The organism is Nocardia sp. NPDC059228 (assembly GCF_042754245.1).
In the GTDB taxonomy this organism is placed as follows: domain Bacteria; phylum Actinomycetota; class Actinomycetes; order Mycobacteriales; family Mycobacteriaceae; genus Nocardia.
In genome coordinates this window covers 146,504-159,111 of the sequence record NZ_JBHZAL010000018.1, presented here as the reverse complement: position 1 = coordinate 159,111, position 12,608 = coordinate 146,504, and the positions used below count along the sequence as shown (strand labels likewise).

At 67.0% G+C, this 12,608-nt stretch carries 12 protein-coding genes; 4 read left to right on the top strand and 8 right to left on the bottom strand.

Annotated elements, in window-relative coordinates; translation table 11 throughout:
* Nucleotides 1-139: 139 nt before the first annotated feature.
* Nucleotides 140-415: a hypothetical protein gene (locus ACFXKA_RS26020; protein WP_379429248.1), complete on the bottom strand. Its 276-nt coding sequence runs from the start codon at nucleotides 413-415 to the stop codon at nucleotides 140-142.
* A 232-nt stretch (nucleotides 416-647) separates the two neighbouring features.
* Between ACFXKA_RS26020 and ACFXKA_RS26015 the strand changes: the two genes are divergently transcribed.
* Nucleotides 648-1,571 carry an esterase/lipase family protein gene (locus ACFXKA_RS26015; protein ID WP_379429247.1) on the top strand — a complete coding sequence of 308 codons (924 nt, stop codon included), beginning with the start codon at nucleotides 648-650 and terminating at the stop codon, nucleotides 1,569-1,571.
* A 38-nt stretch (nucleotides 1,572-1,609) separates the two neighbouring features.
* Here the strand turns inward: ACFXKA_RS26015 and ACFXKA_RS26010 are convergent, their stop codons facing one another.
* Both ACFXKA_RS26010 and ACFXKA_RS26005 read right to left on the bottom strand, forming a co-directional pair.
* A complete protein-coding gene (locus tag ACFXKA_RS26010; RefSeq protein WP_379429246.1) occupies nucleotides 1,610-2,497 on the bottom strand; it encodes an alpha/beta hydrolase in 888 nt (295 codons plus the stop codon).
* 5 nt (nucleotides 2,498-2,502) lie between these two features.
* Nucleotides 2,503-4,101, bottom strand: a complete 1,599-nt coding sequence (locus ACFXKA_RS26005) for a flavin-containing monooxygenase (RefSeq protein ID WP_379429245.1) — start codon at nucleotides 4,099-4,101, stop codon at nucleotides 2,503-2,505.
* A gap of 38 nt (nucleotides 4,102-4,139) precedes the next feature.
* Between ACFXKA_RS26005 and ACFXKA_RS26000 the strand changes: the two genes are divergently transcribed.
* Nucleotides 4,140-5,393, top strand: a complete 1,254-nt coding sequence (locus ACFXKA_RS26000) for a PucR family transcriptional regulator (RefSeq protein ID WP_379429244.1) — start codon at nucleotides 4,140-4,142, stop codon at nucleotides 5,391-5,393.
* A gap of 451 nt (nucleotides 5,394-5,844) precedes the next feature.
* Nucleotides 5,845-6,081 (top strand): hypothetical protein, encoded by a 237-nt coding sequence (locus ACFXKA_RS25995; RefSeq protein ID WP_354834558.1) that lies wholly within the window; start codon nucleotides 5,845-5,847, stop codon nucleotides 6,079-6,081.
* A 152-nt stretch (nucleotides 6,082-6,233) separates the two neighbouring features.
* Here ACFXKA_RS25995 and ACFXKA_RS25990 read toward each other — a convergent pair whose 3' ends face one another.
* On the bottom strand, nucleotides 6,234-6,983 hold the full coding sequence (locus ACFXKA_RS25990; RefSeq protein ID WP_379429243.1) for a GMC family oxidoreductase: 750 nt from the start codon (nucleotides 6,981-6,983) through the stop codon (nucleotides 6,234-6,236).
* A gap of 151 nt (nucleotides 6,984-7,134) precedes the next feature.
* On the opposite strand from ACFXKA_RS25990, the gene ACFXKA_RS25985 reads away from it, so the two are divergent.
* On the top strand, nucleotides 7,135-8,316 hold the full coding sequence (locus ACFXKA_RS25985; RefSeq protein WP_379429242.1) for a PucR family transcriptional regulator: 1,182 nt from the start codon (nucleotides 7,135-7,137) through the stop codon (nucleotides 8,314-8,316).
* Here ACFXKA_RS25985 and ACFXKA_RS25980 read toward each other — a convergent pair.
* The 4 genes from ACFXKA_RS25980 to ACFXKA_RS25965 form a co-directional block, all read right to left on the bottom strand.
* Nucleotides 8,280-8,930: a TetR/AcrR family transcriptional regulator gene (locus ACFXKA_RS25980; protein ID WP_354834549.1), complete on the bottom strand. Its 651-nt coding sequence runs from the start codon at nucleotides 8,928-8,930 to the stop codon at nucleotides 8,280-8,282. The two genes, ACFXKA_RS25985 and ACFXKA_RS25980, sit on opposite strands and share 37 nt — an antisense overlap.
* A gap of 80 nt (nucleotides 8,931-9,010) precedes the next feature.
* Nucleotides 9,011-9,706: a transporter gene (locus tag ACFXKA_RS25975; RefSeq protein WP_354834546.1), complete on the bottom strand. Its 696-nt coding sequence runs from the start codon at nucleotides 9,704-9,706 to the stop codon at nucleotides 9,011-9,013.
* Nucleotides 9,707-9,792: 86 nt separating this feature from the next.
* The gene (locus ACFXKA_RS25970) at nucleotides 9,793-11,085 is read right to left on the bottom strand and encodes an NAD(P)/FAD-dependent oxidoreductase (protein ID WP_379429241.1); all 1,293 of its coding nucleotides are present in this window, start codon (nucleotides 11,083-11,085) and stop codon (nucleotides 9,793-9,795) included.
* A 6-nt stretch (nucleotides 11,086-11,091) separates the two neighbouring features.
* Complete coding sequence (locus tag ACFXKA_RS25965) at nucleotides 11,092-12,417, bottom strand: saccharopine dehydrogenase NADP-binding domain-containing protein (RefSeq protein WP_354835308.1); 1,326 nt, start codon at nucleotides 12,415-12,417, stop codon at nucleotides 11,092-11,094.
* Between the last annotated feature and the right edge of the window lie 191 nt (nucleotides 12,418-12,608).

Genomic DNA, 12,608 nt, shown 5'->3' with positions numbered 1-12,608 from the left:
TATATTTTCTTGTCTCAAACAAAAACAATCACCCAAATACCAACAACCCTCCAACCCCTACCAATACAGTACCCGGGGGGGGGGGGGGGGGGCGGCCCCCCCCCCCCCCCCCCCCCCACCACACACTTCGAGACACTGCCTAGGTGCAGTGGGCGTCGGCGTGGAAGAGGAGTTGCCAGTATTCGCTGCGGATCGCGTCCCATAGGTCGGTGAATTTGGTGAAACGTTCACGGGCCCAGCACAGGTCGTGGCAGGTGTTGTCGTCGAAGGCGGCGGTGTCGGGGGGTCTGGCGGCATGTGTGACGGTGAGGGCCAGGATTTCGATGCTGCTGCCGATCATGCGCCACGCGGCCTGTTTTCCGCCGACGGAGGTGTAGCGGGTCCGTTGTGTGCGATGTGCGGGTGTTGCTGACATGTATCGCGATCCGGGGTGGGGGTGGACGGTGCTGTCGACTGTCCTCCTCCGGCACCGGTGCGATCAATCGGGGAGGAGTCCAACAGAGCGTCCGGGTTTGCCGCGTCGGGTTGGAGATTCCTACGGGGGTTCAGACGAACCACACGTGGAGATTCCAGAAATACTCCTCCACCTGCGGGGAATTTATAGGACTAGACTGAGAGAAAAGTTCGTTCGTTTCTTGGAGCTCGACATGGGCATACGCGAATGCGTTGGCTCGGTTCTGGCCACCACCGCGATTGCCTTGGTACCGAACATCGTTGCGCCCGGCACGGTCACAGCCGCCGATCCGCTACCGGAGGCGACTTTCGAGGAGATGGTCGCCCGGGAAGTCTGGTTCGTGGTGTCCGGGCAGGATCCCGCACAATCGGCGCCCGGCGTGAATGTGCCGTGCACACCGTCGAAGGCGCATCCGCGGCCGGTGGTGCTCGTGCACGGCTTTCCCGCCAATCAGTACAACGGGTTCGCGCATCTCGGGCCGAAGCTGGCGAATGCCGGGTACTGCGTGTACTCCCTGAATTACGGCGGGACCAACGCCTTCGACGGCGGGATAGACGGGGTGTCGGTGTCCGTGCCGCAGGTATCCGCCTTCATCGACCGCGTGCGGGCCGAGACCGGCGCCGCCAAGGTCGACCTCCTCGGGCATTCCGGTGGCGCGTTCGTGTCGCTCTACCTCGCGAAGACCGACCCGGCAGCGGCCGACCGGATCGGCGCGATCGTCGTCCTGGCACCACCCACGAACGGCATCACCAGCGGACTTATCGGCGGCGCAACACAACTCGGGCTACGCGGGCTGGTCGCGGGCGTGTGCGGGATCTGTGAGGACGTCTCCCCCGGCTCGGTGGCGATGACCCGGTTGCACGACGGCCCGATCGCCCGGACCGGCATTCGCTACACCACCATCGTGTCGGCGCACGACGCCATGGTGTCCCCGCCCGCCGCCGCGGCCATCGCCGAGGATGGCGTCACCGACCTCGTCGTCCAGGACCAGTGCCCGGACGACCCGGTCGGGCACAGCGGCTTGGCGTACGACCCGAGCGTGGACGCGATGGTTCTGAACGCGCTGGATCCGGGGCGGCCGGTGCCGGTGCGGTGCGGGAGCGGGCCGCAGTTCTGACCGATGCTCTGCCGGCGTGCCGAGCACGGACCTGGAGGTCACCGCAATACAGCGGTGAGGAACTCGAGCTGGTCGGTCACCGCCTGCTGCTGCCACGGGCCCTGATAGATGTCGAAATGGTCGACGGGATACTCGCGAATACGCGCCCGCGGACCAGCTTTCGCAGCGACGCGCAGGGCCGCGCTCGGTGGCGCGACACTGTCGTTCGTGCCGACCTGCACCAGGATCGGACAGGGCACGCGCCCGGCGAAGGTGGTGGGCCGGTTCAGGCCGACTTCCAGGGCGGCCCGAGCGCACACCTCGTTACGCCAGGTCGGTCCCGCGACCGGAACGACGGCCTCCACCGCGCCCGGGCTGGTCATGATGGCCGCCGATCCGGGCGGGCCGACGATCGGCACGTAGTGCGGCGGCCGCTTGGCGATGCTCCGGGCAAGGTCACGCAACCCGTGCCCGGCCGCGCGTGCGAGGTAGCCGACACCGGCGCGGCGCAGGACGTGCGCCAGCGTGGCGAGTCCGTCCATCGCGGGGGTGATCGCCATGATCGCTGTGATTCGCCGGTCCTGGGCGGCGACCGCGACGGCATGGCCGCCGGAGTAGGAGGTCCCCCAGAGCACAATGCGGTCGGGGTCGACGCCGGGCAACTGCCGAGCGACGGCGATGGCCGCGTGATAGTCCTCGCGCTGGCGACGGTACGAAACACGCTGGCGTGGAGTGCCTTCGGAGTCTCCGAAGCCACGGTAGTCGAACACCAGGACGTCGTACCCGGCCGCGACGAATGGTTCGGCATACCCGAGCAGTCCGGTGTCGCGGGTGCCGCCGAAACCGTGCGCCATGACCACGCACGGACGCCCGGGCTCGGCGCCCACTCCGGTAAAATGCCATGCGGCGCAACGGGTTCCATGGCTGGTGAAGGTGATGTTCCGCATCGCGCTCACCTGGCTGCGACCACGGTCGCCGGGGCGGCGAAGGTGAACCGCAATGCGGTGTCGTGCACCGGACTCTCGCGCAGGCGCTCGGCGTCCTTCTCGTAGGCCATCTCCACTGTCCACGGGCCACGAGTTCCCGCCCGCGGGAACCCCGCGATCCCCCGCTGGACATAGCCGGAGTGCAGGTCGTCCACGAGCGGCACCCGTTCCATGGCCGGGTCGGCCGCCGCCGGCGTGACGGTGTGAAAACCGTTGGCGTCCATATGATCGAGTAGACGGCAGAAGTGCTCGCAGACCAGATCGGCCTTGAGCGTCCAGGAAATATTGGTGTAGCCGACCACGAAGGCCAGGTTCGGCACCTCGGACAGCATCATCGACTTGTAGACCGTTGTCCGCGGCAGGTCCACCGGTCGCCCGTCGACCTCGAACCGGATCCGGCCGAAAGGCGACAGGTTGAAACCCGTTGCCGTCACGATGATGTCGGCGCTGAGCTGCTGACCGGATTCCAGCAGGATGCCGGTCTGCGTGAAGCGCGCGATGCGGTCGGTGACGACCGAGGCGCGGCCGCTCGAGAGCGCCTTGAACAGGTCACCGTCCGGCACCACGCACACCCGCTGCTCCCACGGGTTGTAGCGGGGCGTGAAATGCGTGTCGACATCGAAATGGGCGGGCAGTTGCCGGCGCACCATGGCGATCAGCAGCCGGCGCGCCGCGCGCGGGGCGCGCTTGCAGGCTTTGTAGATTCCGCGGGTGATCATGATGTTCTTCCGCCGGATCAGCGTGGCGGCGCGTTCGGCGCCCAGCACGCGGTTGAGGGCGCCGGCGATCACGTCCACGGCCGGCAGCGACATGACGTAGCTCGGCGACCGTTGCAGCATGGTGACGTGGTCGGCGCTGCCCGCCATCGCGGGAATCAGCGTCACCGCCGTCGCGCCGCTGCCGATGACCACCACGCGTTTCCCGGTGTGGTCCAGATCCGCCGGCCAATGCTGCGGGTGCACGACGCGGCCCTCGAATTCGTCGAGGCCGGCGAAATCAGGGGTGTATCCGGCACGATGGTCGTACATTCCGGTGCCCAGGAACAGGAATCGCGCCGTGAATCGCACCTGCTCCGCGCTGCCGGTGTGCTCGACGAGGACCGTCCAGCGCCCGGTCGCGGAGGAGAACTGGGCGTCGAGCACCCGGTGACCGAATCGAATGTGTTCGGACAGACCGTTTTCCGTGATGGTGTCACGCAGGTAATCCAGGATGAGATGCCCGTCGGCGATCGACTTGCGATGCGTCCACGGCTTGAAGCCGTAGCCGTAAGTGGGCATGTCCGAGTCCGAGCGCAGACCCGGATATCGGAACAGGCTCCAGGTACCGCCGATCGAGTCGCGGGCTTCGAGCACCGCGAAGGACGTGCCGGGGCGGCGGGTCGCGAGGTGGTAGGCGGCATCGATACCGGATATTCCGGCGCCGATGACCAGAACATCGAAATCGGTGGTGTCGTGGTGGCTGGACGGGATCGTCACGAAAGGTCTCCTGGGCCGCAGAGAGGGCGGGGCTGTGATTCGGTTCACGTTAGGAGCGAGATCGCCGCCGGGGTATGTCCGCTGGGCCATCATTTGCCCCCGAAAATGTGCGGCCGCACACTGGATGCATGAATGGTCCCGATCCGGCACCCGAACTCGTCGACCTCATGGGCCGAGTGGCGGAGGTGATGCTGGCCGATCTCGACCAGTTGGTCGCCGAGATGGATGCCGCCGAAATCGAGCTGTCACCCATGGTGGGCGCCGACGCGGCACTGATCGCGGACATGACGGCCAGCAATCGCGCGAATGCCGCACGGCTGCTGACCGTTCTCGCCCGCCGGGAGGCCCGCCTGTCCCCGATCGATGTGCCACCCGAAGCGCTCGACGTGGCCCGCACGGTCGCGCGGCGCGGCATGGATCTGGATGTGATCTTCCAGTCCTATCGGCGCGGGCAGAACACCGCGTGGCGGCACTACCTGGCGCATGCCACGCGGATCGCGGGGTCGGGTCCACTGCTCGTGCCACTGCTCGAGATCTCCGCTCAGCGCATGTTCGAGTACGTCGACCAGGTTGTCGGCCGGGTCATCTCGGTCGCACAGCGCGAACGCGAGGAGATTCTCGGTGGCGCGCTGGCCCGGCGCGCCGAGACGATCCGGCTGATTCTCGACGGTGCGCCGATCGACAACCGCCGGGCGAGCGAGCGGCTCGGATACGACCTCGCCGGCACGCACACGGCGCTCGTGCTGTGGTCTTCGCCGGCCGGCGAGGTCCAGGGCGCGCTCGAGTCCGCGGCGGCGATGCTGGCGCGGGCCGGTGGGGCGCGGCCCCCGCTCACGCTGTCCGCGGGCAGCTCCACACTGTGGGCGTGGGTGGGCAGCCCTTCCGTCTTCACGGTCGACGGCCTGAGGGGCGCGCTGGGCGCGGCCCACCCGGGCGTCCGGGTCGCGGTCGGCCCGGCTCGCTCCGGCATCGCCGGCTTCCGCCGCTCCCACGAGGCGGCGCTGGGGATGCACAACCTGCTCGCCGGGCAGCCGGACGCCGCGCGGGTCACGCTCTTCCATGACCTGGAGGTCGCCGCGCTGACGGCGGAAAATCCCTCCCGCGCAGCCGAATTCGTCGCCGACACGCTGGGTCCGCTGGCGGCGGACACTCCCGCTGCCGCCCGGTTGCGTGAGACCCTGCGCGTATTCCTGGAGGAAGCCGAGAACGCCCCGCGCACCGCGTCCCGCCTGCACACGCATCGAAACACGGTGCTGCAACGTGTTTCTCGCGCCACCGAGCTGCTCGGACATCGGCCGGGCGAACGCCGGTTGGCCGTCGAGCTAGCGCTCGAACTCGCCCATCGAATCGGAGCCCGCGTCCTGACTCGCACCGACATGTAGCCGGACCGGGTGGCTCGCTCGAGGGCTTTTCGACCGCGAGCTCGCCATTCATGCCCTTACATGGCTGTTGACAGCGTCACACCACCCCCCTAAAGTCGAATCCAATTCGAGATCGGACTGCTGCCCGGCCCGTCGGCCGATTGCGGTTTCAGCGCCCGTTGGTGGCGACATCACATGAAAAACAGGAGCGGAGTGGGCCCATGCCCGAGAACCAACGCGCGAGGTCGGCCGAATGACCAGCGCACATCCTTCGTGCACCGCCGGCTCGACCGGTGGGCACGATAGTGGGAGCCGCGGCGGGCGTTGGACGGACCTCGGCACAGAGCCGCCGCGGGCACCCCGACCGTCGCACGAATCGACACTCCGGTCCACAAGGCCCATGAGATCGCCGAAACCGCCGGGATCCCGGCCGGTTCCGGCCCCGAGTGACCCGCAGCGAAAGGCGGCGCCGATGACTCCCATCGAGAACGAGATGCTGGAATTCGCGACCGCCTGGGCGCCGTACGGCGGGAATGACGCCGAGGCGTTCGTACGTTTCGGCTTGAGCCCGAAGGAGTTTCACGCCCGTCTCATGCGGCTGCTGGCGTCCTCGGCGTCGCAGGTGCTCACCGGGGCGACCGCGTCCACGCTTCGCAAGCAGTGCATGGAGCGATTGCGTCACCCTGCCGTGGATAGTCCCGCCCGGTAGCGGACCCGGTACGGTGTGCAGGCGATCCGCCTGCACGTCGTCGTTTCCGATGTCGACCTCATGAGCAGCGCGTAGGGCCTGCTCACCCATCCCCGTAGTGGGGAGTCCGCCGCGAGTCACTCGGTCTGCGCGGCGGAGGCGAGAGTCTCGCTTTATCCCGAAATCCCGGCGTCGGCGGCGATCAGGTCGGCGGCCTTCTCGGCGATCATGATGGTGGGGGCGTTGGTGTTGCCGCGCACGACCGTCGGCATGACCGAGGCGTCGGCCACGCGCAGGCCTTCCAGGCCCAGTACGCGCAACTGCGGGTCCACGACGGCACCGATGGCGCAGGTGGAGGTCGGGTGGTAGAGCGTCTGCGCAGTGCGGCGGGCGAAGTCGAGCAGGTCCGCGTCCGAATCCGAAGCCGGAACCGAGAATTCGCCGGTCGTGACCTCGCGCAGGGCGGTCTGCCCGGCGATGTCGAGCGCGATGCGCAGCCCGGCGATCATGGTCTGCTGGTCGTCCTCGGTGGCCAGGTAGTTGTGCCGGATACGGGGTGCGGTGCCCGGTGCGGCCGACCGCAGGGTGAGCTCACCGCGGCTGGTGGGATTGACCAGACAGGGACCGAATCCGAAGCCGTGCTCGAGCAGCGGGCCCATGCCCTCGTCGTAGAACAGGGCGGGCGCCTGATGGAACTGCACATCGGGGCCGGCCAATCCGGGCCGGGTCGCGAAGAATCCGCCCGCCTCACCGACATTCGAGGTCAGCGGTCCGCGCGCCTCGGTCTGCAACAGCGCGAGGTGGTCCGGCGTCAACGCGGTCATCAGCGATTCCCGGTCGGTGCGATAGTTCAGGAAGACCGCGAGATGGTCCTGCAGGTGCTGCCCGACCGGGAGTTCGTGCACCTCTCTTCGCTTTCGCATCGAACTCGGGCCGATATGGCCCAGATCACTATCGATCTCGATACTGCAAGCGAAGCCCCCGTCCACACCATGTGCCCGAGTCGGCGGATCCGGGTTGCCGACTGTGTTCCAGCACACAACACGATCTCGTCATTTTCGTACCATCGAACGCATGACAGCCCTGATCGGACCGCCCGCCAACGGGTCCGAGGCGGTTGCCCGCACCCTGCTCGCGGACATCGACGACCTCGCGAGTGAACTGGTCGGGCGTATCCGCGCCGTAGACCATGCCTACGCGGAAACCGCCGCCCTGCCGGAAACCGTGCTGCGCACCGCCGTCCACGACAATCTGGAGGCCATGCTCGGCCAGCTCGCGGGCATCAGCGGGCGACGGCTGCAGGCGGCCACCGAGGTCGGCAGGGCCAAGGCCGAACTGGGTATCCCGCTCGCCGCGCTGCTGCACGCCTACCGGCTGGCGGGTCGGCTGATCTGGGAGCGGTCGCTGGCCACCGCGGACCGGTCGGGCGAAAACATCCTGCCCGCACTGGGTTCGGAGGTCTGGCGGCTCATCGACGACTACTCGAGCGCGGCGGCCGACGCCTACTCCGGCTTCCTGACCGAGCGTGTCACCAGGGCAGATGCCGAACGGCAGGCCATGCTGCGCACCTTGTTCTACAGCGACACCGACGCCGCGTCGCTGGCCGATATCGGCCGCATGCTGCACCTGCCGCGGGCCGGTGTGTTCGTCGTCGTGCACGCCGAGTCCGGTGTGCCGTCCGCCAATCCGGTGCCGGGCGCGGAGGGCGGGCTGCGCGCGGCCTACGTGCACTCGGTGTGGCTGACCGAATCGGATGCTCGCATCGGGCTGCTCAGCCTCGGAAATCAACGTGCACTGGATCATTCGCTGACCCGGCTCCGGCAGATCGTGAGCGGCCGGGTCGGCGTCAGCCGCATCTTCTCCACACTGTCGATGACCGGCACGGCTGTGCGCGAGGCCGAACTCGCCGCCCGCTGCATCCACCCCGGCTCGAACAGCGTCACCGTCTACGGGCACACCCCGCTCCCGCTGGTGCTGGTCAGCGCGCCCGAGGCCGCCCGCAGCCTCGCCGGCGAAATCCTCGGCCCGATCCTCGAACTCGACGACGAGGACCGCGACACCCTGCTCGACACCCTCGATCTATGGTTCGACTGCGGCGGATCGAACACCGAGGTCGCGCAGCGGCTGAACTACCACCGCAACACCATTCACTATCGTCTCCGCAGAATCGAGACCCTCACCGGGCGTCGCTGCTCGGATCCCAGATCCGCCGCCGAACTCTACGTCGCGCTCCGCGCGGTTCGGCTCGGCTCCTGAGAAACCGTGTCCGGTAGCTGCTGCATTCCGTACAGCACCGACATCCAAATGTTGTAGAGCACATCGACGACCCGCTTCGGATCCACTTGCGGGGCACGAGCCAATACCCGGTTCAGATAGCGTTCATCCATCCAGACCAGGGCACGGGCGGTTTCGACCGCATCCAGATCCGCGCTGATGCGGCCGGCGGCCTGATCGTCGATGATCCGTCTGGCGGTGGCGTCGGCGAATCGTTCCATCAACCCGCTGTATGCGGCGTCGACCTTCTCATCGCTGGCGGCCGCATCCGCCAGCGCGCTCAATACCGCGCCATGCTTCAGGTAGACCTCGGCAAGTCCCTCGAACGCCGCCCGTGCGTCATTGAGCAGGTCGGTCCCCACCAGCCAACGGTCGAGCATCTCGGACACGTCCTGCCCGAGTTCGTCGGCAACCCGCAACGCGAGATCGTGACGGTCGCGGAAGTGGACATAGAACGCCGGACGCTTGAGCCCGGTAAGGCTCATCACCGCGTCGACGGTCATCTCACGAAACGGCCGCTCGCGCAGGAACTCCTTTGCGGCGTCGATGATCTCGCGTTCCGACTCTTTGGGATCATGCTTCGGGCGTCTGCTCATCGTGTCCTCACTACTTCACGATAGAGGTGACCCCGCGCAGCCGCCGCCGGGCGTGTCCGCCTACCGGCCAGGATCCACCGTCATCGGGACAGTCCCCGGCTGACCACGGGCTGATCGGATTCCGTTCGCTCATTGTGGCGGTGCAGCGCGCGGTAGGCGTAGTAGTACATCATCATCTGGAATCCCCAGGTCGCGAGTGCACCGATATAGAAGAACGTGTGGTTCTCGTCATCGCCGGGAATGTGATAGAAGTCGTACGTCGCGGCGATGACGAATGCCGCCGCGGTGGCAAGGACCACCCCGATCGCCTGCCCTCGCTCATCGATATTCCAGAGCCGTCGCACGAAGTAGAGCAGGAACACGGACGTGATGACGTTCACGACGACATAGAAGGTCGCCCCGGCGACGCCTATCCGGTCGGCGAATATCGACAAGTACAGACCCGCGACGGTGGCGAGCGCGAAGACGGCGATATCGGTTGGCAGCGAAGGCTTGTAGCGGTGGGTCACCTTCATCAAACCCAGGATGAGAATCAACGTGATTCCGGCCGCCCTGGAGAACGCGTCGAAGAAGAGCGCGATGTGGTACATCGGACTGGTCCGATGAGCGCCCAGCAATGCGAAGAAGAAGAAATTGGTTCCGGAGGTCGCAACGATGATCCATTCGAGGCCGAGTAGGTAATTGCGGAAATTCCTGATGAATTTCGAGCCATAGGTGAACCCGGCGAATATCATCCAGAGATCGGCGAGTAACAGCAGTAAGTTCTTGATGTCCATGTTCATCTCTTGTGTTCGAAGGCCTGGTCCGGAAGGCCTGGCGGCCGTATTCGACGGGCCCCGCTTGCTGCCGGGCCCGTCGTTGATCAGAGGCGTGCCAACCGGTCGGACAGACGGTCACCGAACCAGCCGAGTTCCAGTGCCGGTCCGCTGACGAAGCTGGGCCAGAAGCGCCCGCGGCCGTGCCAGATGGTTTCCAGGTCCTCGGCCATGGGTTCGCCGGAGAGCCGACCGGCCAGCATGTGGCCGACATACTGGGCTTGCGCGAAGCCGTGCCCGTTGCACGCCAGCGAATACAGCACGTTGGGCGAGGCCTCCCCCGCCACGGGCAGCCAGGAGGAGCTCATGCCGATCCAGCCGCCCCACGCCCGTTGCGGCGCGACGTCGTGCAACCCGGGGAAGCGGTCACGGAAGCCACGCACGAGGTCGTCGACGACACGCGTCGACGGGGTCCGGGCGAGCAGCGGACCGCTGGTCGTCTCCAGGCGCCGGGTACCGAAGACGATCGAGTTTCGCGGGGTGACGCGATAGCTCTCCAGGATCATGTGCGCGGTCACCATGGGCGCCCTACTGGTCCAGCCGATTTCGTCCAGGCGTTCCGGGGCGATCGGCTCGGTTTCCACCAGGGACGTCCATACCGGGGAGACCAACCGGCGCGGCGCGATCGAGAGGTTCTTGGTGTAGGCGTTGGTGGTGAGCAGCGCCTGCCTGGCACGCACCCGGCCATTGGCCGTCGCGATGATCACCGCACTGTCGCTGTCGGTGACGTCCTGCACCCGAGAGTGCTCGAAAACCCTTGCCCCCGAAGCGAGGACGGCGCCGCGCAATCCGAGGACGAACTTGGCCGGATTCAAGGTTCCGCCGACGCCTTCCCGCATACCTCCGAGAAAGCCGTCCGGGAGGCCCGCCGCTCGCCCGTCGACGAACTCGGCCGACGACCCCGCCTCGGCCATGATCTTCGCGTTCCGCCGGGCCTTGCGAAGCTGTCCCTTCGACACCGCGGCCTGCACGATTCCCACCTTCTCGAAATCGCAGTCGATGGCACGATGCTCGATGGTTTCCTGGGCGAATTCCACTGCGGCTTCGGCGAACTGGAACAGCGCCCGGACCTTGCTGCGACTGAACAGCAGTGCCAGCAATGCCGGGTCGGCCGCGATCGAGTTGGTCAGGTAGCCGGCGTTGCGTGAGCTGGGACCCCACCCGCAGGTTTCGGCTTCGAGAAGCACGACGTCGGCACCGGACTCGGCGAGCCGCAGCGCCGCGGTCATGCCGCCGACGCCACCCCCGATGACGGCGACGTCGCACGTGATGTCGCCGGCTAGTGCGGGCTCGCCGGTGATGCGCGGTGCGGCCCAACCGGTTTCAGTCAAGAGATCCATGTGCCGTCACCGCCCGCCCTGATCGGCCGAGGCACTCACCTTGCGCGATGTCACCGCCGAGCTCGGTGCGACCAGCGCCTCGACGACCTCATGGGCTTGCGCCCCGCCGGTCTTGGCGAACGTCCGGTAGAAGAGCTCCGGCTCGGCCCAGTCCTCGGGCGCCAGGACGCCGGACAGATCGCCCAGTTCCTGGATGGCCAGCACCATGAATGCCGCGGTCGCCGAACCGGTGGCGGAGGCCATGTCGGTCCAGGCGGTGCCAGGCCCGCTGACCGGCACTCGACGCACCGAAACCACAGGTTCCCCATCACGTTTGCCGATCACGCGTACATAGTTCGTCCCGCGGAACGCGGGATGTTTGCCGGCTGCTGCCGTCGCCAGGTACTTCAGCACCTCGCGCGCGCCGATCTCGCCGCGGCGAACCGTGCCCCACAGCCCCGACAACGCGTGCTTCCACACCCGGAGCGAGCCGGTCTTGTCGGTCATCACGTCGTTGACGAAATCGATCGCCTGGTCCATCGAGATCTTGTTCTCCTGCACCGCCACGGCGATCCCGCGCATGATGCCGTTGACCGGCGGCGGATCGAGCGCACCGAGCACCCGAATCCGGTCGGCGCCCGGCCAGCGCCGCGGCATCGTCACCGCCTCGGGATGCGCGCATTCGTAGAACCGGTAGCCATCGCCGAAGCTGTTGCCCAGCGCGAACACATCGGTTTCGAGGAAGGTCTGATGAGTCACCGAGCGTCCGTGCTCCCAGGTGTGACAGGGGCCGGCATAGCCGCGAATCGCGTGATCGAGCACCGCGCGCCCGTACGGCACCGGCCCTTCGTCGCCGGTCACCCAGCACACATCGATGCGCTCGACCGTGTCCATATCGCGGGCCGCGTCGGACGCCATCACATTGGTCAGTCCGGGTGACGCGCCACATCCGACGAAGATCGGCACGCCGGCCTGCCGCGCCCGGGCATCGAGCTCCATTGCGGCGAGAGTGCTTTCCTCATCGTCGTCGAGGTCGAGATAGGGCACTCGCTTCTCGAGGCACGCCTCCATCACCGGCTCCGCGGTCCGGTTGTACGGCCCCGCGCCGAGCACGACGAGTGCGGCGCCCTCGATCGCGTTGCGAAGCGCGACCCCGTCGAACAGATCGAACGAGCCGACCGTCACTTCCTTGGCCGGCAATGTCGCGACGAACGCCTCGAGCGCCTCCGGCCGGAGGTCGTACAACTCCAACTTCCAGCCGCCGCCCCCGGCCGTTTTGGCGAAGCGATCGATCGCCACGCGGCACATGTCACCTGCCGCGCCGATGAAGACAATTCTCTTTGCTGTGGTCATGGTCACAGGCTAGAGCCACACTTACGCAGTGTCAATGACGCTCTGTAAGTTTAATTTGGCCGATACATGATCGACATTTCACCTGGTCGACACCGGTGGGGTGTGGAAGTGGGCCGGAGTTTCGACCGCAGAGTGCGGCGAACCGTGTAACGACGGCATGAGACCGTCTCGGGCCGTCGAACTTCCGCCGA

Coding starts and splice junctions, on each gene's coding strand:
- ACFXKA_RS26020 (WP_379429248.1), bottom strand. CDS start 415: ATGTCAGCAACACCCGCACATCGCACACAACGGACCCGCTACACCTCC.
- ACFXKA_RS26015 (WP_379429247.1), top strand. CDS start 648: ATGGGCATACGCGAATGCGTTGGCTCGGTTCTGGCCACCACCGCGATT.
- ACFXKA_RS26010 (WP_379429246.1), bottom strand. CDS start 2,497: ATGCGGAACATCACCTTCACCAGCCATGGAACCCGTTGCGCCGCATGG.
- ACFXKA_RS26005 (WP_379429245.1), bottom strand. CDS start 4,101: ATGGCCCAGCGGACATACCCCGGCGGCGATCTCGCTCCTAACGTGAAC.
- ACFXKA_RS26000 (WP_379429244.1), top strand. CDS start 4,140: ATGAATGGTCCCGATCCGGCACCCGAACTCGTCGACCTCATGGGCCGA.
- ACFXKA_RS25995 (WP_354834558.1), top strand. CDS start 5,845: ATGACTCCCATCGAGAACGAGATGCTGGAATTCGCGACCGCCTGGGCG.
- ACFXKA_RS25990 (WP_379429243.1), bottom strand. CDS start 6,983: ATGCGAAAGCGAAGAGAGGTGCACGAACTCCCGGTCGGGCAGCACCTG.
- ACFXKA_RS25985 (WP_379429242.1), top strand. CDS start 7,135: ATGACAGCCCTGATCGGACCGCCCGCCAACGGGTCCGAGGCGGTTGCC.
- ACFXKA_RS25980 (WP_354834549.1), bottom strand. CDS start 8,930: ATGAGCAGACGCCCGAAGCATGATCCCAAAGAGTCGGAACGCGAGATC.
- ACFXKA_RS25975 (WP_354834546.1), bottom strand. CDS start 9,706: ATGGACATCAAGAACTTACTGCTGTTACTCGCCGATCTCTGGATGATA.
- ACFXKA_RS25970 (WP_379429241.1), bottom strand. CDS start 11,085: ATGGATCTCTTGACTGAAACCGGTTGGGCCGCACCGCGCATCACCGGC.
- ACFXKA_RS25965 (WP_354835308.1), bottom strand. CDS start 12,417: ATGACCACAGCAAAGAGAATTGTCTTCATCGGCGCGGCAGGTGACATG.